The organism is Pseudomonas sp. FH1, from assembly GCF_000510895.2.
In the GTDB taxonomy this organism is placed as follows: Bacteria; Pseudomonadota; Gammaproteobacteria; order Pseudomonadales; family Pseudomonadaceae; genus Aquipseudomonas; species Aquipseudomonas azotoformans_A.
Genome location: NZ_AOHM01000042.1, coordinates 1 through 22,037, shown reverse-complemented (window position 1 = coordinate 22,037; position 22,037 = coordinate 1). Strand labels below are relative to the sequence as shown.

The 22,037-nt window shown below is 56.2% G+C and carries 21 protein-coding genes and 1 pseudogene; 6 read left to right on the top strand and 16 right to left on the bottom strand.

Going from position 1 to position 22,037, the window contains the following annotated elements; genetic code table 11:
- Positions 1–41 precede the first annotated feature (41 nt).
- Positions 42–2,171, bottom strand: coding sequence for a catalase HPII (gene katE / locus H096_RS14325; RefSeq protein ID WP_033899231.1), 2,130 nt, complete (start codon positions 2,169–2,171; stop codon positions 42–44).
- Positions 2,172–2,399: 228 nt separating this feature from the next.
- Here katE and H096_RS14320 point away from each other — a divergent pair, with 228 nt between their 5' ends.
- From H096_RS14320 to H096_RS14310, 3 genes are read left to right on the top strand one after another with little or no spacing between them, the layout of a single operon-like run.
- Positions 2,400–3,407: a methionine ABC transporter ATP-binding protein gene (locus H096_RS14320; protein ID WP_016978781.1), complete on the top strand. Its 1,008-nt coding sequence runs from the start codon at positions 2,400–2,402 to the stop codon at positions 3,405–3,407.
- Positions 3,407–4,081, top strand: a complete 675-nt coding sequence (locus H096_RS14315; protein ID WP_010207814.1) for a methionine ABC transporter permease — start codon at positions 3,407–3,409, stop codon at positions 4,079–4,081. Before H096_RS14320 ends, H096_RS14315 begins: the two co-directional genes overlap by 1 nt.
- Positions 4,082–4,132: 51 nt before the next feature.
- Positions 4,133–4,903, top strand: coding sequence for a MetQ/NlpA family ABC transporter substrate-binding protein (locus H096_RS14310; protein ID WP_033899227.1), 771 nt, complete (start codon positions 4,133–4,135; stop codon positions 4,901–4,903).
- 54 nt (positions 4,904–4,957) lie between these two features.
- Here the strand turns inward: H096_RS14310 and H096_RS14305 are convergent, their stop codons facing one another.
- Genes H096_RS14305 through H096_RS14285 form a run of 5 tightly spaced genes read right to left on the bottom strand, consistent with a single transcriptional unit; the run spans position 4,958 to position 8,881 of the window.
- Complete coding sequence (locus tag H096_RS14305) at positions 4,958–5,593, bottom strand: SCO family protein (RefSeq protein WP_033899222.1); 636 nt, start codon at positions 5,591–5,593, stop codon at positions 4,958–4,960.
- A complete protein-coding gene (gene cyoE / locus H096_RS14300; RefSeq protein ID WP_033899221.1) occupies positions 5,590–6,489 on the bottom strand; it encodes a heme o synthase in 900 nt (299 codons plus the stop codon). Before cyoE ends, H096_RS14305 begins: the two co-directional genes overlap by 4 nt.
- On the bottom strand, positions 6,477–7,556 hold the full coding sequence (locus H096_RS14295) for a COX15/CtaA family protein (RefSeq protein ID WP_033899218.1): 1,080 nt from the start codon (positions 7,554–7,556) through the stop codon (positions 6,477–6,479). The genes cyoE and H096_RS14295 overlap by 13 nt, the downstream gene beginning before the upstream one ends.
- Before the next feature lie 10 nt (positions 7,557–7,566).
- The gene (locus H096_RS14290) at positions 7,567–8,151 is read right to left on the bottom strand and encodes a hypothetical protein (RefSeq protein ID WP_033899216.1); all 585 of its coding nucleotides are present in this window, start codon (positions 8,149–8,151) and stop codon (positions 7,567–7,569) included.
- The gene (locus H096_RS14285) at positions 8,117–8,881 is read right to left on the bottom strand and encodes an SURF1 family protein (protein WP_033899215.1); all 765 of its coding nucleotides are present in this window, start codon (positions 8,879–8,881) and stop codon (positions 8,117–8,119) included. Before H096_RS14285 ends, H096_RS14290 begins: the two co-directional genes overlap by 35 nt.
- 28 nt (positions 8,882–8,909) lie before the next feature.
- On the opposite strand from H096_RS14285, the gene H096_RS14280 reads away from it, so the two are divergent.
- A complete protein-coding gene (locus tag H096_RS14280) occupies positions 8,910–9,113 on the top strand; it encodes a twin transmembrane helix small protein (protein ID WP_033899213.1) in 204 nt (67 codons plus the stop codon).
- Positions 9,114–9,119: 6 nt separating this feature from the next.
- Here H096_RS14280 and H096_RS14275 read toward each other — a convergent pair whose 3' ends face one another.
- From H096_RS14275 to coxB, 4 genes are read right to left on the bottom strand one after another with little or no spacing between them, the layout of a single operon-like run.
- Complete coding sequence (locus H096_RS14275; RefSeq protein WP_033899212.1) at positions 9,120–10,007, bottom strand: cytochrome c oxidase subunit 3; 888 nt, start codon at positions 10,005–10,007, stop codon at positions 9,120–9,122.
- Positions 10,008–10,042: 35 nt separating this feature from the next.
- Positions 10,043–10,594, bottom strand: a complete 552-nt coding sequence (locus H096_RS14270; RefSeq protein ID WP_033899210.1) for a cytochrome c oxidase assembly protein — start codon at positions 10,592–10,594, stop codon at positions 10,043–10,045.
- 21 nt (positions 10,595–10,615) lie between these two features.
- Positions 10,616–12,202, bottom strand: a complete 1,587-nt coding sequence (gene ctaD / locus H096_RS14265; protein WP_033899208.1) for a cytochrome c oxidase subunit I — start codon at positions 12,200–12,202, stop codon at positions 10,616–10,618.
- Positions 12,203–12,260: 58 nt separating this feature from the next.
- Positions 12,261–13,388 carry a cytochrome c oxidase subunit II gene (gene coxB / locus H096_RS14260; protein ID WP_033899206.1) on the bottom strand — a complete coding sequence of 376 codons (1,128 nt, stop codon included), beginning with the start codon at positions 13,386–13,388 and terminating at the stop codon, positions 12,261–12,263.
- Between the two features lie 367 nt (positions 13,389–13,755).
- On the opposite strand from coxB, the gene H096_RS14255 reads away from it, so the two are divergent.
- Entirely contained in the window at positions 13,756–14,403 is a 648-nt protein-coding gene (locus H096_RS14255) for a hypothetical protein (RefSeq protein ID WP_033899204.1), read from the top strand.
- 68 nt (positions 14,404–14,471) lie between these two features.
- On the opposite strand, the gene H096_RS14250 is transcribed toward H096_RS14255, so the two are convergent.
- From H096_RS14250 to H096_RS14240, 3 genes and pseudogenes are all read right to left on the bottom strand, one after another.
- The gene (locus tag H096_RS14250) at positions 14,472–16,013 is read right to left on the bottom strand and encodes a SulP family inorganic anion transporter (protein WP_033899202.1); all 1,542 of its coding nucleotides are present in this window, start codon (positions 16,011–16,013) and stop codon (positions 14,472–14,474) included.
- 85 nt (positions 16,014–16,098) lie between these two features.
- Entirely contained in the window at positions 16,099–16,830 is a 732-nt protein-coding gene (locus tag H096_RS14245) for a carbonic anhydrase (RefSeq protein WP_033899200.1), read from the bottom strand.
- Between the two features lie 227 nt (positions 16,831–17,057).
- Positions 17,058–17,888, bottom strand: a pseudogene (locus tag H096_RS14240) (PA0069 family radical SAM protein); the annotation flags it as partial.
- A 44-nt stretch (positions 17,889–17,932) separates the two neighbouring features.
- Between H096_RS14240 and H096_RS14235 the strand changes: the two are divergent.
- Entirely contained in the window at positions 17,933–19,648 is a 1,716-nt protein-coding gene (locus H096_RS14235; protein WP_033899199.1) for a recombinase family protein, read from the top strand.
- Between the two features lie 67 nt (positions 19,649–19,715).
- On the opposite strand, the gene H096_RS33915 is transcribed toward H096_RS14235, so the two are convergent.
- The 3 genes from H096_RS33915 to H096_RS34110 form a co-directional block, all read right to left on the bottom strand.
- Positions 19,716–20,756 (bottom strand): hypothetical protein, encoded by a 1,041-nt coding sequence (locus tag H096_RS33915; protein WP_156717483.1) that lies wholly within the window; start codon positions 20,754–20,756, stop codon positions 19,716–19,718.
- 330 nt (positions 20,757–21,086) lie between these two features.
- A complete protein-coding gene (locus H096_RS33910) occupies positions 21,087–21,470 on the bottom strand; it encodes a hypothetical protein (protein ID WP_156717482.1) in 384 nt (127 codons plus the stop codon).
- A gap of 80 nt (positions 21,471–21,550) precedes the next feature.
- Positions 21,551–22,037 (bottom strand): hypothetical protein (locus H096_RS34110; RefSeq protein ID WP_162240116.1); only part of this gene is annotated, 487 nt, incomplete at its 5' end.

Below are 22,037 nucleotides of genomic sequence, written 5' to 3'. Positions count from 1 at the left end.
AGATGATCGCTCCCACCCAGTGGGAGCGATCCTTTTAACGCTTAAGCCGGAATCGCCTTAGCCTTAGGCTCCCGATCCCAGACCCGATGCTGGGCAATCGCCGCCACAAACGCCTTCAACGCCTTGGCATCCCCACCGACGATCAACCCCGCATCTACCTCCAGCTTCAACAGGTCCAGCAACTGCTTGGCCTCGCCCACCACCGCAATCGCCTTCAGATGCTTGTACGCCTCCAGCAGGTAGTGCAGCGCCACGCCGTCCTCGCTCAACGCCTTTACCGACTTGGCGCCGCCGGGTACAAACACCGCGTCGAACGCCACGGACGGCAAGCCCTCCATGGACGCATCCACCGGCAAACTCTTGCCGTCCGCCGTGGTGACCGGTGCCGAGGTCGGCCCGAGCAATTTGGCGTGGGCGCCTTCGGCCTTCAGCACTTTCTTCAATGCCTCGATCGCCGCGCCATCCACACCGTTAGCCGCGAGAATCGCCACCTTGCGCGTCTTGATGTCGCCCGACAACAGGTTCGCCTGGCTCAAGGCCGGTGAGCGCGACAGCGACGTCTTGCGCTCCGGCACCGTGCCTTTCTTCGGCACCGGCAAGCCCAGGTTTTGCGCCACACGCTTGGCCAGTTCAAGGTCGATATTCGCCAGGATCTCATTCACCTGGCGCGCGCGAATGAACTCACGCTCCACCTTGCCCAACTCAAAGCTGTAGGCCGCAATAATGTGTTCCTGTTCATGCTTGCTCATGCTGTGGAAAAACAGCCGCGCCTGGGAGAAGTGATCGCCGAACGACTCGCTACGCTCACGCACCTTATGGGCGTCGATGCGCTCATGGTACGACTCGAAGCCACCGTCCTGCGCCGCAGGCGGGGTTTCCTTGGGCCAGCCGCCATCGATGGAGTTGGGTTCGTACGCCGCACGCCCTTTGTCGATGGTGGTGCGGTGCATGGCATCGCGCTGGCCGTTATGGAACGGCGCCACCGAGCGGTTGATCGGCAACTCATGAAAGTTCGGCCCACCCAGTCGACTGATTTGCGTATCGGTGTAAGAAAACAGGCGGCCCTGCAGCAACGGGTCATTGGAGAAGTCGATCCCCGGCACAATATGGCCCGGACAGAACGCGACCTGCTCGACCTCGGCGAAGAAGTTATCCGGGTTGCGGTTCAGCACCATCTTGCCCAGCGGGGTGATCGGCACCAGTTCTTCGGGGATCAGCTTGGTCGGATCGAGGATGTCGAAGTCGAACGCATGCTCCTTATCCTCGGGAATCACCTGCACGCCCAATTCCCACTCGGGGTAATCGCCCATCTCAATCGCTTCCCAGAGATCGCGGCGATGGTAGTCGGTATCTTTACCGGCGAGTTTTTGCGCTTCGTCCCACACCAGCGAGCAGGTGCCGGCGGTAGGGCGCCAGTGGAATTTAACGAAGCTGGACTTCCCTTCAGCGTTGATGAAGCGAAAGGTATGGACGCCAAAGCCCTGCATGGCCCGTAGGCTTTTAGGAATCGCCCGGTCGGACATTGCCCAAATCACCATATGCGCCGATTCCGGCTGCAGCGACACGAAGTCCCAGAAGGTATCGTGGGCCGAACCGCCTGTAGGAATCTCGTTGTGGGGCTCGGGTTTTACCGCGTGGACAAAGTCGGGAAACTTGATCGCATCCTGAATGAAAAACACCGGCATGTTGTTGCCGACCAGGTCGAAGTTGCCCTCGTCGGTGAAAAACTTCACGGCAAAACCGCGTACGTCGCGTACCGTATCACCGGAGCCACGCGGGCCTTGCACAGTGGAAAAGCGCAGGAACACCGGGGTTTTGTGCCCAGGATCACGCAAGAAACCGGCCTTGGTCAGCGCCGAATGGTTCTCATAGGTCTGGAAGTAACCATGGGCACCGGTGCCGCGCGCATGCACGATGCGCTCCGGGATGCGTTCATGGTCAAAATGCGTGATCTTTTCACGCATGATGAAATCTTCGAGCAGCGAAGGCCCGCGCGCGCCGACCTTCAAGCTGTTCTGGTTGTCGGAAATCTTTACACCCTGGTTGGTACGCAGGGCCTGGCCAGTCGCGTCAGAGCGGAATTCTTCCAAGGCCTCCAGCTTGGCATTGGTGTTCTTACGGTCCAGGGTGTCGGTTCCGGCGAGTTCGCTCTTTGGCTTTTTCGTACTCATCAGTCAAAACTCCTTATTCAGACCCAGGCACGGCACCCGGGAATCGCATTGCTTAAGTAGTGACTGATGGGGTTTTGGGCCGTTCCTTTTTTATGACCTTTGATCGCGTTATTGCCAAATCGCTGGATGAATGCGAAATAAATGCTAAGAAACGCTATACGGACAGGCTAAAATGCGCGCCCGGCTAACCGCTGATCCCTTTTCCATGCGCCCCACAAGGTTCGCTACGTGATCGAGTTTCAAAATGTCCATAAAACCTACCGCGTCGCCGGTAGGGATATTCCCGCGCTGCACCCCACCAGCCTGACCGTCGAGAACGGCCAGGTGTTTGGTCTGATCGGTCATTCCGGCGCGGGCAAAAGTACACTGCTGCGCTTGATCAACCGCCTCGAAGAACCGAGTGGCGGCCAGATCACGGTGGACGGCGAAGAAGTCACCGCCCTGGACGCCAACGGCCTACGCCGTTTCCGCCAGCAGGTCGGGATGATCTTCCAGCACTTCAACCTGCTGGCGTCCAAGACCGTCGCCGACAACGTGGCATTGCCACTGACCCTGGCCGGCGAATTGTCGCGCAAGGACATCGACTTGCGCGTCGCGGAGTTGCTGGCGCGCGTGGGCCTGTCGGACCACGCCAAGAAATACCCGGCGCAATTGTCCGGTGGCCAGAAACAACGCGTCGGCATCGCCCGCGCCCTGGCGACTAAGCCGAAGATCCTGCTGTGCGACGAAGCCACCAGCGCCCTTGACCCGCAGACCACCGCCTCGGTGCTGCAACTGCTGGCCGAGATCAACCGCGAGTTGAAGCTGACCATCGTGTTGATCACCCATGAAATGGACGTGATCCGCCGCGTCTGCGACCAGGTGGCCGTAATGGACGCGGGCGTGATCGTCGAGCAAGGCTCGGTGGCCGATGTGTTCCTGCATCCCAAGCACCCGACCACCAAGCGCTTCGTGCAAGAGTCCGAGCAGGTCGACGAAAACGAGCAACGCGACGACTTTGCCCATGTGCCAGGCCGCATCGTGCGCCTGACATTCCAGGGCGAAGCGACTTACGCGCCGTTGCTGGGCACCGTCGCTCGCGAAACGGGTGTGGACTACAGCATCCTCGCCGGTCGTATCGACCGCATCAAAGACATCCCTTACGGGCAATTGACCCTCGCCGTCACCGGTGGCGACATGGAAGCCGCGTTTGCGCGCTTCACCGCCGCTGACGTCCACATGGAGATCCTGCGCTAATGGACGTCCTGTTGAGTTTCTTCGCCAATATTGACTGGTCGGAAATCTGGCTCGCCACCGGCGACACCATGACCATGCTGTTCGGCTCGCTGTTCTTCACCGTGGTGCTCGGCCTGCCGCTGGGCGTGCTGTTGTTCCTGACCAGCCCGCGCCAACTGTTCGAACAGAAAGGCCTGTACGCGCTGCTGTCGCTGATCGTGAACATCCTGCGTTCGCTGCCGTTCATCATCCTGTTGATCGTGATGATCCCGTTCACCGTCCTGATCACCGGCACTTCGCTGGGCGTAGCGGGTGCAATTCCGCCGCTGGTCGTGGGGGCAACGCCGTTCTTCGCGCGCCTGGTGGAAACCGCCCTGCGTGAAGTGGACCGCGGCATCATCGAGGCCACCCAGTCCATGGGCGCCAGCACGCGCCAGATCATTACCAACGCCTTGCTGCCCGAAGCCCGTCCTGGCATTTTCGCGGCGATTACGGTGACGGCGATTACACTGGTGTCCTACACGGCGATGGCCGGTGTGGTCGGTGCCGGTGGCCTGGGTGACCTGGCGATCCGTTTCGGTTACCAGCGTTTCCAGACCGATGTGATGGTGGTCACCGTGGTGATGCTGCTGATCCTGGTGCAAATTCTGCAAACCGTCGGCGACAAGCTGGTGGTGCACTTTTCTCGAAAATAACGGCCATTGCCGGCCGCGCGCCGGTACATGCCCGAACAAGGAGCTTGTTGGATGAAAAAACTACTGGTTGCTTTCGCCGCCGTTGCCGCGTTTTCCGCCCACGCCGAGACCATCACGGTCGCTGCTTCGCCGGTGCCTCATGCGGAAATCCTGGAATTCGTGAAACCTGCCCTCGCCAAAGAAGGCGTAGACCTGCAGGTCAAAGTCTTCACCGACTACGTGCAGCCGAACGTACAAGTCGCTGAAAAGCGCTTGGACGCCAACTTCTTCCAGCACCAGCCGTACCTGGATGAGTTCAACAAGGCCAAGGGCACTCACCTGGTGAGCGTTGGCGCTGTGCACCTGGAACCTCTGGGCGCCTACTCCAGCAAGTACAAGAAGCTGGACGAGCTGCCAAGCGGCGCCAACGTGGTCATCCCGAACGATGCCACCAACGGCGGCCGCGCCCTGTTGCTGCTGGCCAAGAACGGCCTGATCACCCTGAAGGACCCGACCAACATCCTGTCGACCATCAAGGACATCACCGCCAACCCTAAAAGCCTGAAATTCCGCGAACTGGAAGCCGCCACCCTGCCGCGCGTGCTGACCCAGGTCGACCTGGCGCTGATCAACACCAACTACGCGCTGGAAGCCAAGCTGGACCCGTCCAAGGATGCGCTGGTCATCGAAGGCAGCGACTCGCCTTACGTGAACATCCTGGTGACCCGCGAAGACAACAAAGACTCGGACGCCGTGAAGAAGCTGGTTGCAGCCCTGCACACGCCTGAAGTGAAGAAGTTCATCGAAGAGAAGTACAAAGGCGCGATCAAGCCGGCGTTCTGATCCACCGCTGAAACAACAAAACCCCCATCCGACCCGGTCGAATGGGGGTTTTGTTTATGGGCGCTGTAACAATGCAGGCAACTGCGCCACCAGCTTCTGGTTGTTCAACGGCGCACGGATGAACCCTCTCTGAGTCCCATCCGGCCCGATCAGCGCCAGGTTGCCACTGTGGTCAACGGTGTAGTTGGGTTTGCTGGTATCGGCCGGAATGAACGGAATGCTCACCGCATTCGACACCTTCTGCACCTCCTCGACATTGGCACCGGTCAACCCGACAAACTGCGGATCGAAGTAACCCAGGTACTGCTTGAGCTGTGTCGGCGTGTCGCGATGCGGATCGACGCTGACCAAGATCACCTGCAACTTATCCACAACCTCCTTGGGCAATTCGCTCTTGATCTGGCGCAGCTGGGCGAGGGTGGTCGGGCAGATGTCCGGGCAGAAGGTGTAGCCGAAGAACAACAGGCTCCACTTGCCTTTCAATTCGTTGACCACCACCGGCTGGCCTTCCTGATTGGTCATGGTCACCGGCGGCAACTGACGGCTTTGCGGCAACAGGATGATACCGGCGTCGATCAAGGCGGTGGGATCGCCCTGGCCTTTGCCCGAGAGCACTTTGTTGACGGTCAGGCCCATGATCAATGCCACCAGGGCCACCAGGATGAAGACAGTTTTTTGAGTTCGAGTCATAGGTTCAACAGTAGGTAGTGGTCGAGGAGCAGCGCGATAAACAGCAGCAGCAAGTACCAGATAGAGTACTTGAAGGTGTTGATCGCCGCGTGCGGCCGACCGCCACGGTACAACACCCAGGCCCATTGCAGAAAGCGCCCGCCCAATACCAGTGCACACACCAGGTAGAGCAGGCCGCTCATGTGGATCACATAGGGCATCAGGCTCACCGCCAGCAGGGCGAAGGTGTAGAGCAGGATATGCACCTTGGTGTAATGCTCGCCGTGAGTCACCGGCAGCATCGGAATGTCGGCCTTGGCGTATTCCTCCTTGCGGTGAATGGCCAGGGCCCAGAAGTGCGGCGGGGTCCAGGCGAAGATGATCAGCACCAGCAACAAGGGCTCTGCGCTGACATGCCCGGTGACGGCCACCCATCCCAACAGCGGCGGCGCCGCGCCGGCCAGGCCGCCAATGACGATATTCTGCGGCGTCGCCCGCTTGAGAAAACCGGTATAGATCACGGCGTAGCCGAGCAGCGAAGCCAAGGTCAGCCAGGCCGCCAGCGGGTTGGTGAACGCCAACAGCAGCGCCAATCCCGCAACAGCCAGAAACAATGCAAAGGCCAGCGCCGCCAGCGGCGATACACGCCCCTCTGCCAACGGCCGCTTGTGGGTGCGAGCCATTACGGCATCGATCCGTCGGTCCACCACGTGATTCACCGCCGCCGCGCCGCCCGCACACAGGGCTATCCCCAGGTTGCCGAACACCAGCACCGTCCATGGCACGCCCGCACGGGTTGCCAGGAACATCCCTACCAAGGAGGTGATGAGCATCAACACCACCACTTTCGGCTTGGTCAGCTCCAGGTAGTCACGCCAGATCGCCTGGCTGTGACGCGCGCCGATCAAGGTCGCCATGGCATCTCTCCTTTAAGGGTGATGAGGCCCGATACGTGTTTGCGTGGGATAAAACGCCAGCCGAACGGCAACTGGTTGCGTACCCGGACCAGACTGGTACGGGCGTGATAGTTGACGAGCACCAGCGTCAGCAACAAGGCCGCGCCGCCAGCGTTGTGCCCGACCGCCACCGGCAGCGGCAAGTGGAAATACACATTGCTCAGGCCCAGACAGATTTGCGCCGCTAGGGCGATCAGCAGCAAGCCGGCCAAGCGCGTCATGCCCACTGCACGCAGTTGCCAGGCCAGGCCCAGCAGCACCAGGCTGACGATGACGGCGCCAATGCGGTGGGTCAGGTGGATGGCCGTGCGCGCCTCGCTGTCCAGTTGCCCGCCCAAGTAATTGGGCCCGATGTGCTGGGTCAGATGAAAGCCATTGGCGAAATCTGCCGCCGGCCACCATTCGCCATGGCATGTCGGCAGATCGATACAGGCCACCGCCGCGTAGTTGGAACTGACCCAGCCCCCCAGCGCGATCTGGCCGATCACCAGCACCAGGCCCGCCGTCGCCCAATATTGCAGGCGCTTGGGCACGATCAACGCGGGCAATACGCCGGACAAGCGCAAGGTCAGCAGAAACAGCAGGCTCAAGGTCGCAAAGCCGCCCAATAGATGCCCCGTCACCACCTGCGGCCATAACTTCAATGTCACCGTCCACATGCCAAACGCCGCCTGGGCGAAGACCACCGCCAGCAGGAACAGCGGCAGCTTGACCGGCTGGCCCGGATCGCGCCGATGGCTCCACGAACGCGCGGCCAGCAACACGATCAACAAGCCCAGGGTGCCGGCGAAATAACGATGGGTCATCTCGGCCCAGCCCTTGTCGGCCTCCACCGGCGTATCGGGGAAATGCAGCTCGGCATGAGCCAACTGGGCTTCGGTCTTGGGCACGCTGATGAAGCCGTAGCAGCCCGGCCAATCCGGGCAACCCAGGCCGGCGTGGGTCAGCCGCGTATAGGCGCCGAGCAGCACGACGATCAGCGCCAGCAAGGTGGCAAACAACGCGAGGCGAAATCCAGGTTTGGCCATGACGATGCCCTTATCCGATGTTCGACAGTTTCAGCAGGTGGCGCAGGTCGTTGAGCAAATCCTTGCCCTTGACCTTGGCGTCGTAACGCAACACCAGGTTGCCGTGGGGATCGACGATCCACAGCTGCGCGTCACCCGGCGCCGCGGCGTCTTTGCTGAAGGTCGACAGGTCCAGCGGGTAGCGTTGCAGTTGCGGGTATTCAACGTTCAGCTTGGCTTCATACTCCGCGCTCACCGGCTGCGCGCTGGCCAAGGCATGGCTGGCGCGGGAGGCATCCCGGCCCAGGCTGATTTGCAGTTGGCGTGCGAGGTACACCAGTTGCTGGCAATCCGCCGCGCAGGCAGTGGGCGCGGTCACCAGCAGTTGCCAGCGCTGCTCGTCGGCCTGTACGCCAATATCGGCGCGGGTCTGGCCATTGCCGATCATCTCGCCGTGGTAGCTGCGGCTTTCCGGCACCCAGAACTGCAGCTTGTACATAAAGGTGGCCAGCGCCATCGGGCCGATCACCATCATCAGGATCAGGATCAACTGCCAGCGACCTTTGCGCCGGTCCGGTGCTTCAGACATGTTGAGTGGATTCGTGGCCGCTCCCATGGGGCTTCTCCTTTTTGTTGTGCCATCCGAGGTAGAGATAAAGCGCCAGCAACGCCAGCGACATGGCGAACCACTGCACGGCATACGCCAGATGTTTTTCCGGGCCCATGGCGACGATCGGCCAGGTGGTTTCATAGGTGCCGGGGCCGGCTTCGGCCCGCAACTCATAGGCGAAACCGTTGCGACCCAACTCGGCCCAGAGCGCTGCAGGGTGCAAAGCCGTCAGCAAGCGTGGCCATTGCGCGGTCGCGGGGTCCGGGTGCAACTGGAAGGTTTCGCCGGGGGCGATGTACACCCAGGCATCAAGGTTCACCGGCTGATCGGGCGTAGTGAACACAGGCGGCGTGCGCCGATCCGGCCAGGGCAGCCAACCGCGATTAAGCAACAGCCACAGGCCACTGGCCTGGTCGTGAAAGGGTTGCAGCAGCTCTACGCCGGCCTTGCCGTCGCGCATGCGGTTGTCGAGGAATACGCTGTGTTCGGCGTCAAATTGGCCGCGCAGACGAACGCGGCGGAAGGCCGGGTCAGCCATGTCGCTTAGTTGCACGCTGCTGATCGGATCTGCCGCGCGCCGCTCGGCGTAGCTGTCCACGAGCAGCTGTTTTTCATGGCCGCGAGACAACTGCCAGAACCCCAGGCCCACCATCAACGGCAGCAGCACCAACACCACCAATGTCGGTGCGATTCCCGGCCGAAAGCATTTTATGGCGCTGGCTATACTTGTTTTCATTGCCCGCCCATCCCGTTGGAGCCCGACCATGCTCAAAGCCGCTATTGCCCTGATGCTGATCGCGACCGTTGTGAGCCTGTTCAGTGGCTTGGTCTTCCTGGTCAAGGACGAGGGCAACTCCAATCGCCTCGTCACTGCCTTGACCGTGCGTGTCGTATTGGCCGTGATCACCGTGGCGCTGATCGCCTGGGGCTTTTTCAGCGGCCAGCTGGTGTCTCATGCGCCGTGGTAAAGCGCCTCACAGCACATAGACGAAGAAAAACAGGCCGATCCACACCACATCCACAAAGTGCCAATACCAACTGGCCGCCTCGAAACCGAACTGGTGCTCGGCATTGAAATGCCCCTTGAGGATGCGCATCAGCATCACAAACAGAATGATCGTGCCGATGGTGACGTGAGCGCCGTGGAACCCGGTGAGCATGAAGAACGTCGCGCCATATACCCCTGAGCCCAAAGTCAGGCCCAGCTCTTTATAGGCGTGGATGTATTCCTCGGCCTGGAACCCCAGGAACGCCAGGCCCAGCAGCACGGTAATCGCCAGCCAGAGTTTCAGCGCACCACGATGGCCTTTACGCAGCGCGTGGTGGGCGATGGTGATGGTCACGCTGGAACTCACCAGCAGAATGGTGTTCACCAGCGGCAGGCCCCACGGGCTGATGGTGCCTTCCGGTGCCGGGTACATTTTCGGGTCGGGGTTGTTCAGCAACGGCCACGCAAATTCGAAGTTCGGCCACAGCATATGTGCGACGCCCTTGGAGCCTTCACCCGCCAGCCAGGGCGCCGACATGTGGCGCACGTAAAACAGCGCACCGAAGAAGGCGATAAAGAACATTACCTCGGAAAAGATGAACCAGGTCATGCCCCAGCGGAACGAGCGGTCCATCTGCGAACTGTACAAGCCGGCGCGGCTTTCCTTGATCACCGCGCCGAACCAGCCGAACAGCATGTAGGCCAGTAACAGCCCACCGACGAAAAAGATCCACGGGCCGTGGGATTCCGCCCGCGCGGCCTTGAGGTCGTTGAACCACAGACCCAGTCCGTACACCGTGATCAACAGGCCAAACGTGGCAATTATTGGCCATTTGCTTTGCGCTGGTACGTAGTACGTATCATGAGACGACATGTATTCGCTCTCCTGATTGAGGGGGCAAACAGTAGCTAGCCGCCGCTGTGGGCAGCCACCGGCGGTTGGCGCGCAGTGATATCAAACAGCGTGTACGCCAGGGTCAGATGCTTCACATCCTTGGGCATGTCGCGGTCGACAATGAAACGCACCGGCATCTCGATGCGCTGGCCCGGTTGCAGCACTTGCTGGGTGAAGCAAAAGCACTCGGTCTTGTGGAAGTACATCGCCGCTTCGGCCGGGGAAATACTGGGCACGGCCTGGGCCGTCATCGGCTTGTCGGTGGGGTTGTGGGCCACGAACAGCATCTCGGTCACCGCGCCCGGATTGACCACCACTTCGTCAGCCTTGGCGTAAAAATCCCAGACCATGTCGATGGCGTTGGTGGACAAAAACTGCACCCGCACCTGACGCGTAGGGTCGACGATCTGCTCGCCCTCGTACTGCCCGGCTGTCTTGCCGTTGATGCCGAACGCCTTGCACATCACGTCGTAGATCGGCACCAGCGCAAAGCCGAAGGCGAACATCGCCACCACCAGGATCAGCAGGCGGGTGACCAGGCGCTTGGTGGGCACGGACTCAGCCATGGCAGCCTCCCGTCATCCTGTTCATTTGACCTCCGGCGGCGTGGTGAAGGTGTGGTATGGCGCCGGTGACGGGACGCTCCACTCCAGGCCTTCAGCGCCATCCCACGGTTTGGCGGGTGCCGGCGGGCCGCCACGGATGCACTTGATCACAATGAACAGGAAGAAGATCTGCGTGGCGCCGAACATGAACGCGCCAATCGACGAGACCATGTTGAAATCGGCGAACTGCAGGTTGTAGTCCGGCACCCGGCGCGGCATGCCCGCCAGCCCGACGAAGTGCATCGGGAAAAACGCCATGTTCATGCCCACGAAAGACAGCCAGAAGTGCAGCTTGCCCAGGGTTTCGTCGTACATGTGGCCGGTCCATTTCGGCAACCAGTAGTAGGCTGAGGCGAAGATGCCGAAGATCGCGCCGGGCACCAGTACGTAATGGAAATGCGCCACCACGAAATAGGTGTCGTGGTACTGGAAGTCCGCCGGAGCGATCGCCAGCATCAGCCCGGAGAACCCGCCGATAGTGAAGAGGATCACAAAAGCCACGGCAAACAGCATCGGCGTCTCGAAGGTCAGCGAGCCTTGCCACATGGTGCTGACCCAGTTGAATACCTTCACCCCGGTGGGCACGGCGATCAGCAGCGTGGCGTACATGAAGAACAACTCGCCCACCAGCGGAATGCCCACCACGAACATGTGGTGCGCCCACACGATAAACGACAGGAACGCGATGCTCGCCGTGGCGTAGACCATCGAGGTGTAGCCGAACAGCGGCTTGCGCGAGAAGGTCGGGATGATCGAGCTGACGGCGCCGAAGGCCGGCAGGATCATGATGTACACCTCAGGGTGACCGAAGAACCAGAACACGTGCTGGAACAATACCGGGTCACCGCCGCCGGCCGCACTGAAGAAGCTGGTGCCGAAGTGGATATCCATCAGCATCATGGTCACGCAGCCCGCCAGCACCGGCATCACCGCGATCAGCAGGAACGCGGTGATCAGCCAGGTCCAGACGAACAGCGGCATTTTCATCAAGGTCATGCCCGGCGCACGCAGGTTGAGGATGGTGGCGACCACGTTGATCGCGCCCATGATCGAACTGATGCCCATCAGGTGGATCGCGAAAATAAAGAACGTCACGCTTTCCGGCGCGTAGGTAGTGGAGAGCGGCGCGTAGAAGGTCCAGCCGAAGTTCGGCCCTCCGCCGGGCGTAAACAGCGTCGAAACCAGCAGCAGGAACGCCGCCGGCAACAACCAGAAACTGAAGTTGTTCATGCGCGGCAGGGCCATGTCGGGCGCGCCAATCATCAACGGGATCATCCAGTTGGCCAGGCCGACGAAGGCCGGCATCACCGCGCCGAACACCATGATCAGCCCGTGCATAGTGGTCATCTGGTTGAAGAACGCCGGCTGCACGATCTGCAGGCCGGGCTGGAACAGCTCGGCGCGGATCACCATGGCGAACGAGCCGCCGAGCAGGAACATGGCGAAGGCGAACCACAGGTACATGGTGCCGATGTCTTTGTGGTTGGTGGTCAGCACCCAGCGCATCAACCCCTTGGCGGGGCCGTGGGCATGGTCGGCGTGACCATGGTCATCGATCACAGCGCTCATGGCCGTTCTCCTGCAAGCGGGTGGGCGGGGCGGGTCGAGGTAAACGCCTTGAGAGAGGTCATTTGCTTTCCGCCTGCTTGATGGCCAGCACGTCTTTAGGCGTGACCATGTCGCCTTTGTTGTTGCCCCAGGCATTGCGCTCGTAGGTCACTACGGCGGCGATGTCCACTTCCGAGAGCTGCTTGCCGAAAGCCGCCATCGCGGTGCCAGGCTTGCCGTGGTAGACAATGCTCAGGTGGTCAGCTGCCGGGCCGGTCGCAATCTTGGAGCCCTTGAGCGCCGGGAACATCGGCGGCAGGCCCTGGCCTTCGGCCTGGTGACAGGCCACGCAGGTGGTGTGGTAGACCTTGTCGCCACGGGCCACCAACTCTTCCAGCGTCCACTCTTTGGAGGTCAGCTCCTTGAGCTTGGCGGCCTCTTCCTTGCGCTCACCCAGCCAGGTTTCGTAGTCGGCCTTGGACTTGACCTCGACCACAATGGGCATGAAGCCGTGGTCCTTGCCGCACAGTTCGGCGCATTGGCCACGGTAGATGCCGGGTTTCTCAACGCGGGTCCAGGCCTCGTTGACGAACCCGGGAATGGCGTCGCGCTTGACCGCAAAGGCCGGCACCCACCAGGAGTGGATCACGTCAGCGGCGGTCACCAGAAAGCGCACCTTGGCGCCCACCGGCAACACCAGCGGCTGGTCGACTTCCAATAGGTAGTGTTCGCCCTTGGTGGCCTGGTTATGGATCTGTTCGGCGGGCGTAGCCAGGTTGCTGAAGAACTCCACGTCCTGGCCCAGGTATTTGTAATGCCACTTCCACTGGTAGCCGGTGACCTGGATATCGATATCCGACTCACTGCTGTCGTAGATATTGATCAGGGTCTTGGTAGCCGGAATGGCCATCGCGATCAGGATCAGCAAGGGCACGACGGTCCAGAGGATTTCCACGGTGGTGCTCTCGTGGAACTTGGCCGCGACCTGGCCCGTGGACCGGCGATGAACGATCATCGACCAGAACATCGCGCCAAACACGATGATGCCGATCACCACACAGATCCAGAAAATGGTCATGTGCAGGTCGAACACTGCGTGACTGACTTCTGTCGCCCCTGGCGCCATATTCGTTGTCCAGGCGGCATGTGCCTGGCCGAATACTGACCACAACAGGAGGCCCATCCAAACGTGTGGATGTCGCATCATTGCGGGTTCCCCTTATCGTTCTTGTTATCCCGCCGGTTTGCACCTGCGTCGAAGGGAGCGGCTTCCATACTGCTTACAACCGCCTGGCCTTGCCTGCTTATGCAGTCTGGCGTCATCAGCTAATCGCGTACAAATCCGAGTATAGACAGGCTCTGCAACCCCGCAATGTGTAGGGGCAAATGAGTAGAAATGGGTGGTCAGGGCTAATAAAACCGGGGGCGGAATCGTTTATCCGACGAACGATGGCAATTCGATATAACGCGGGCGCATAACCATGAAATAATTATGACAAATGCGTCTTAGGCGCTCGTATAAACGAGCTACCTTATCCTCTCCCTTTTCCTACGCCTGCATCACTGGAGCTTTCATGAACACCGCCGCATTGCGCGAGCAGATTTCCCGTGCCCATCAACACGAAGCCAGCACGGGCCAGCTTGCCCAGCAACTGGAAAAACAATTGCCGCACCTGCATTCGGCCATTTCCCTGGCTGACGGTGATCGCAACATTGTCATGACCCGCTTTGTCAGCGCCTACATCGACCTCGTCCCGGATTTGCTGGACGCCGCCAACGACGTGGCCCGCGAAGCCGGAATCGAAAGCCAGATCAAGCCGGTGCTGAAGATTGCCGAACATTTCTTCCTGCAACCACCCGCGATCCTGGCCGGCCACGAAGGCCTCGACGGCCTGCTGGACGAGGCCTACCTGGCGCATCGATTGGTTGAAGAGGTGAATGATCTGTATATCAAGCACTTTGGCCAGCCGCTGATTCCGGCGGATACCACGGTGGCTAACCTGATCGCCCACCAGTTGATCGGCGAAGCGTTCGCCAACAAATTGGATGAAGCCGTGCATTTGGCGGTGGACGAGATGCTTAATGAGGACAGCTTTGCGCTGGAGTCGGTAGAAGCCTACCGCGAGACACTCAAGAGTCCAGACACGGAAGCCGCGTGGAAGCGCTGGCCGTGCCTTTCGCGGCAGTTGGGGGTTGAGTTGGCGTTGGATCAGCCGGCTTAGTTTCCTGGGTCGCAAACGATCAAATGTGGGAGCCGGGTTTGCCCGGCTCCCACAGGGTTGCTGGGTGGTTAGGCTGGCGCGGAGCCTATCCCCGTCGTCGTCCTGACCCGACCTTCCAGCCTTCGCTTCAACCCACGCGCCTCGATCACCAGCGTCGAGCCCTTGGCCGCATTGGCCCGCCCCCATTCCTCCAGCAGCTCCAGGCAGGAATGGTCGATGTAACTCAAGTTGCTCAACGGCACATGCAGGGTGGTCCCCGCAGGCACCGTCGACAGCACCTGGGTGAGCGCCGGCACTTTCAAGAAGGTCGCCGCGCCTGTCAGACGCAGTTCCATTTCACCGTCTTTAGGCAAATCGATCAGGCTCACTTTCAGGCGTGACGCCTTGAACGCCAGCTTGACCAGCGTCAACCCGAAGCCCACCAGCACACCGGTGAGCAGGTCGGTAAAGATGATCGCCAACGCCGTGGCCGCATAGGTAAACATCGGCATACGCCCATAGCGCCCCAGCGCCTTGAACGCCTTGATGTCCACCAGCTTGATCCCGGTGTACACCAACACACCCGCCAGGCTCGCCACCGGAATGCTTTGCAGCACACTCGACAGCAACAGCACGAACGCCAGCAGCCACAGGCCGTGGAACATAGCCGACAGACGGGTGGTCGCACCGGCCTGCACATTGGCCGAGCTGCGCACGATTACACCGGTCATCGGCAAGGCACCGACCAGACCACAGAGCATGTTGCCTACACCCTGGGCAGACAATTCCTTATCGAAATCAGAACGCTGACCGCTGTGCATACGGTCGACCGCCGCAGCGGAAAGCAGGGTTTCGGCGCTCGCGATAAATGCCACGGCGAAGGCGGCGATCAGCAGTTGCGGGTCGGCGAGGTTGAGCAGGTCGCTGGGGCGCAACCAGTCGATAGCGTCAGCGAGGTTTTCCGGGACTTCCACGCGCTTGACCTGCAGCGCCAGTACCAGGCTGACCCCAGTGGTCAGGCCCACACCCAACAAGGCGCCCGGCACAAAGCGCAGGCGTTGCGGGCGCAATTTGTCCCAGGCGTACATCACCAGCATGGTCGACAACCCCAGCAATCCCGCCTGCCACCCCAGGCCGCCGCCCAAGGTTGGGATCGCCTCGGCCAACGCCGCCGGGAACCCCGCCAGGTTATCCAGCCCGGAAGGCTTGGGCGCGCCGTCGAGCATCACGTGAATCTGGGACAGCACAATCAGCACGCCAATCCCCGCCAGCATGCCGTACACCACCGCCGGTGCCGTGACGCGGAACCAGCAGCCCAGGCGCAAACGCCCGGCCACCAATTGCAGGAAGCCCGCCAACAACAAGATTGGGCCCAGCATCAGCATGCCGTGCTGACGCACCAGCTCGAACACCAACACCGCCAGGCCAGCCGCAGGGCCACTGACCTGCAGCGGCGAGCCTGCCAGCCAACCCACCACCAGGCCACCGATGATCCCGGTGATCAGACCTTTTGCCGGCGGCATGCCAGAGGCAATCGCGATCCCCATGCACAACGGCAGGGCGACCAGAAACACAACCACCGAGGCGAGCAGCTCCCGTGGCAATACAGCTTTCAATTGAGCAGCACGCATGATGACTCTCCCGAGGCATTCGCCGGGCGCGGCAAAGCCTGGCTGCGTCCATGGCAGCCACCGCTTTACCCGGCAGGGAAGTGTTTTAGAAGCGCGCTTTAGGCGTCGCGGAAGGAATCGGCCCGTCGCCGCTCAACGATCGGAACGCTGACTGGTCCGCATCGTAGGCCCGGATTTCACTGGTCTCGATGTTGTAGATCCAACCATGGATAAACAAATGACCATTGGCCATGCGCGAAGCCACGGAAGGGTGGGTGCGCAAATGTTGCAGCTGGGCGATGACGTTTTCTTCGGTCAGCACCTTCATGCTCTCGCCTTCGTTGGCGCAGTCACAGTTGTCTTCAACCATGGACTTGGCAACTTCGGCATGCCGCAACCAGGCCCTGACTGTTGGCATCTTCTCCAGGCTGGCGGGGTTGAGTACCGCACGCATGGCGCCACAATCGGAGTGCCCGCAGACGATGATGTGCTGCACGCCCAGGGCCAGCACCGCGTATTCGATGGCCGTGGACACACCGCCGTTCATCTGGCCGTACGGCGGCACCACGTTACCGACGTTACGCGTCACAAACAGGTCGCCAGGCGAGCTCTGGGTGATCAGCTCGGGCACGATGCGCGAGTCGGCGCACGTGATGAACATCGCCCGTGGGCTCTGGGCCGTGGCGAGTTTCTTGAACAGTTCTTCCTGCTGGGGGAAGACGTCGTGATGGAAATGCAAAAAGCCGTCAACGATATGCTTAAGCGCTGCATCGGCGGTTTCCGCCACCTGAGGGGCTGAAGCCGACGCAGCCAACGGCTGTTTATCCTGGTCACTCATGATTCATCCTCTTGATTAATGCAGGGGAGCTTTCAGGTCAGTTCGACGCCGGGTCGGGAGAACAGTTGCAAACGCCTCAAAACCGGGCCGCCGACTCATCAGTCACTCGCTGAACAAGGTAACCGTCGAAACTTAACTCAAACTGAATGAACCGCTCTAGATCGCGGGTTTCAGTGATGTCAAAGTGAGACCATTCCTACAAGAAAGGCAAACCTTTCCTCTTCAGTCTACAACAAAGCCATCTGCCTGCCCGGCGGGCAAAAAGCCGTGCAGTCCAGATTGAAACCTTCCCGTCGATCGAGTCCCAGGCGTTTGATCGCCTTGCTGAAGCGCTGGGCCAGCAAATCGGCAAACGGCCCTTCACCGCGCATGCGTACGCCAAAACGGCTGTCATACACCTCACCGCCACGCACCTGGCGCACCAGGCTCATCACATGAGCCGCGCGTTGCGGATAATGCGCCGCCAGCCACTCCTCGAACAGCGGCGCCACCTCCAGCGGCAGGCGCAGCATCATGTACGCCGCGCTTTGCGCGCCAGCGGCATGGGCCTCGGTCAGCAGGCTCTCCAATTCGCTGTCGTTGATCATCGGGATCATCGGCGAACACAGCACGCCCACCGGAATCCCCGCCTCACGCATCACCCGAATCGCCCGCAACCGTGCCTTCGGCGCTGCCGTGCGCGGCTCCAGAATGCGCTTGAGCTCATCGTCCAGGCTGGTGAGGCTGATCATTACCGCCACCAATCGCTGGCGCGCCAACTCGGTGAGCAGGTCCAGGTCGCGCAAAATCAGCGAGCCCTTGGTGATGATGGTCACCGGATGGCGATAACGCAGCAGCACCTCGAGGGTTTGCCGGGTAATCCTGTACTCACGCTCGATCGGCTGGTACGGATCGGTATTGGAACCCAGGTTGATCGGCGCGCACACATAACCCGGCTTCGACAGCTGCTGCTCCAGCACGTCCGCGGCATTGGTCTTGGCGATCAGTTTGGTTTCGAAATCCAACCCCGGCGACATGTCCCAATAGGCATGACTGGGCCGCGCATAGCAGTAGATGCACCTGTGTTACGCTAAAAGACACTCATGCGCTCGGTATCCCAGCTATGCAACGAAAATGCTATTCTTACGTCCGTTTTTCTCATAAAAAACAAGAGCTTGGAACGTCATTTGCTCGACAAAGTGATATTCAGCATTTCGTAGAGAAACACAATCTCATAGTAGATACGAAGCTTGAAGATTTGGGCGTTTCAGCATTCAGGGGCAAAAACTCACAAAAAGGTCAGTTGGGTGATTTCATTGACCTTGTTGAAAATGGGCTGATTGAAGAAAATTCGATTTTGCTGATTGAAAACTTCGACCGTCTTTCAAGGCAGAAAGTAATTAAATCAACGCAGATATTTATCAACCTACTGAACCGAGGGGTAGATATAGCCGTTCTTGACACCGGGAAAATTTACTCCAAAAACACCCTACTATCATCAGATTTTTTCATTGCAGTGATTGAGTTTGAAAGGGCAAACGCCGAGTCATCGAGAAAAAGCGACTTTACAAGTGCAGCTTGGAATATTCATCGTGCTGAAATGAGAAATAACAAATCTGTAAAGACCAGAAAAACACCATCATGGATTGGTGTTTCAGGCGTAGTTAAGGCTCGCCCAGGTGATGAATCAGCCAAGTTTTTCATCATCGAAAATGAAGCTCGGAAAATCAGAAAGATTTTTGACTTGGCACTCTCAAAAGGTTTAAGTGAAACGGCAAGAGCCGTTAATGATTGGCTAGAACCCAATGAGCCAAAATATTCAATTCACCAGATTCAATATCTTTTAAAAAATAAAAAGGTTATTGGTGAACATCAGCCAATGAAATTCAATGAGAATGAAACTGGTGAAATGAAACTAATGCCGGAAGGTCCGACTATTCACGACTATTATCCTGCCATTGTCGAAAAGGCAATTTTTGAGGAAGTTCAAGAAAAAATAGCAGGTCGTAAACCCTTCTCGGGCAGGTTTAACAAATCCCGGTTAAACATATTTCAAGGATTTATTACCTGTTACCACTGCAAAGGCACAGTGAGATATATGGACAAGTCCAGTATCGAACGAGGCAATAAGCATTATTTTGTTTGTACTAACTCAATGTCGCGCAAATGTGTAATCAATCGTCGCTTAACTTACAATGCAAGTGAAGCAATGCAGTATTTCTTCGAAAAAACGGACAGGCTCAACCTGTCTGAAATTTTCGAGAATGACGAAAAAATTCTCACCTTGAACAGTTCAATCAAAGAAGCAGAAAGGGAATTAAAAAATACCTTTGCTCAACTTGAACGATTGAAGAAGCAGATTAAAGAAATGCTTCGCAGTGGTAAAGAAATTTCAGATACTCTAAACGAAATGCTCATTGAGTTTGAAACCTCTCAACGTCAACAAATTAAAACCGCAAATGCCCTTAAAGAAGAAAAGCAAAAGTCTGTTCAACAGATTGAAGCGTCAAGAAGTTTTGACCAAGATAATATCCTTGAACTACTCAATGATAAGAGTGACGAAGCCACTCGCAAAAGAATCACAATCAACAATCATCTAAAACAGATAATCGAAAATATCGAGTTTTTTTGCCGGGGTTACTCAAAGAAAAATCCTATTACCGGTGTTGAAGATAAACGCTCCACTTTAACCCCCACAATGATAGTGAGATTTAAAAATGGAGCAGTGAGGGTTATTGTAGAAAGTGAGTTAATTAAGGACGTAGGTGAACAGTCCGGTGGTGCAGAACTTTATCTCCAAATCTTAGAAGATATGCACCAAAAAATGATTCTGAAATAGATACAGTGAGTCCTTTTAGTTGGACAATTGAAAATTGTCTAACCAAAAGGACTTCGATTCGAAAAAGTCACGTTGAACCATTAAGTTTGTTACGTCTACGGTATGTTGGCCTTGTTACTTCCAAACCGTTTTTTTCAAGCTCTGAAACTTCTGTATTAATCATATTGTCAACAAGCAAAATATCACTTTCATCAGCCTTATCACTTTCAGTGATTTTATTTGCTTTTTCTTCAACGTCTTGTCGTTTGACTAAAACTTCAAGCATCGAATCATTTCTTATGCTATTCACCCATAAAATCAAACTCGATTTAAAATCATTAAATGCTTTTACAATAAAATTCAACTTCGCTTTTTCAAACATTATTTGAGACCTTTTATTGTCCAGTTCAATCTCCTTAATCTCTAATTCTTTTAGTTTTGTCTCTGCTTCTTTCTGTGCAAGAACCGCCACAGTCGTTACGTTCTGCGCTTCTAAAACGAGTTTTGAGGCGTTTTGAGCTTCTGCTTTTGCTTTGTCATACTCGTGACGTTGTGCAGTCTTACGCCTGCCCACGTTGGCCCTCAACGGTTTGTGGTGTGTATGATCGATATTACAATGCTTCAATACTGACTGATTAAACTGTAATTTCAACTTCGCTAAAACGTTCTTTCTATCCAAATCAGCCAATCTCTCCCCAGCAAAAATCCGAGGTACGAGAAGATTTAAATGGGGGTTTGCCTGGTCGTGAATATTCAAAAAACACGTTCGACCAAAACGATTAACATCCTCTTTTATCTCTAATTCTTTGTGAATTTTATTGACCAAATCTTTTGATATTTTCGTCCATTGTTCTGCTGTTGGTTTATGAGGCGAAGGTAATATAAAATTAAAAGATTGAGCGAAAGACTCAACCTTTCTACCGCCTTTTTTGTTTTTCGCATCGAATGAAATAGTTTCTTGAATAGTGTTATTAAGAAACGTATTAGCATCAGAATTAAAAAGAGCATAAATAGTCGTATTTTTGTGATTTTTGTGCTTTTCACTTATCAAATAACTGACATATTCAGACAGTCCAAAATCTTTGTTTTTGACTCTTTCAGTTGTTACAGTCCAATTTTTAATACTCATATCGAACCTTCAAATTCAGTTCGACAAGTCATACAAACAATAGAAAATTTTGGAGTTTTAAATTCTGTTTCTATATGCCAAAGCAAGCCGTGCCTTGTCTTTTTCTCGCATTTTTTACAAGGTAAAAATAAGTTATTCATTTTGATTTAAAGTTGTTATTCTTTTATTATAGCATTTCGTAACAACCTAATTTCATAGTTGTTCAGCCGATTGTTAGGTGTTCAAGATAGGACAACCCTAAAGGGTTGACGCTGGCGCTTCCTACTTGCCGGGGATACCCCGGACCCAAAAGCCCAAAATCAAAATCTACGGCACAAGCAAAAGCAAAAATCAAAATCGTCTAAACGAATTTTCTCTTCGTGTATTTAAAATCTGCTGTTTATCAACATTCGATTTTAAAGACACTTTACGAGATTTAAAAAATAGACGCACAGCGTCACTGACAATAAAAATCAACGCAAGACGTTCTGACATATTGCTACGTTCTTGTCCAAGAAAAATTACTTTCTTAATTATCTCTTGCTCTTTATTTTTTGAACTTGATTGATGCAATTCGACAAGTTCAATCAGCAGAAGTAGTTGCTGAATATCATTTGCATTATTCAACAATACTTGAAATGCGCTGATAACTTTCAAGTCTTTTATCGAACTAACAAGATTTTCTGCTTTTCTTCTAATTTCTATTTCATTCATAATAATTGTATTTTCTATCATTATACAAAATTACCTTAACCCCCCAGCGGGGGGAAGGGGGGAGAAAGGTAAATACCGCAGTACCTGCGGCATAGAAAACATTAAAATTTATACTCTTGAACTACAACAGCTTTTGTGTAAGTTTGGTTTTTTGTATATAGCCAAAGCCTTCCCTTTTCAACTTCTCCCAACAAATCAGCGCTATACGTTGACTCTAAACATTCAGCTTTATCTTCATAAAGATAAAAATCAAAATAATGTTTTGTTTGACTAGCCGCGCCACTCCCGCCCTCTGTATAAGCCCTTTTTCTACAATCATAATCTGCATTTTCAATCGCTAGTTTTTTAGCAATTGCTGCTTTTATACGTGCTTCTTTTTGTGCTTTTTGCTGTGCGAGTTCTACTTGTCTATTTTGAATATCACGCACATTAACTTTTCTATCTTCACCAGTTTGATGCAAAAAGATAAAAACAAAGCACAGTATGACGAAAACCCCAAATCCATCATTCATAGGTTCAACATCTTCTTTATATTTTCGTCGGCGGTTGCAGGAGCTGAGTGCAACACGGTTATTGAATTGAAGCAGG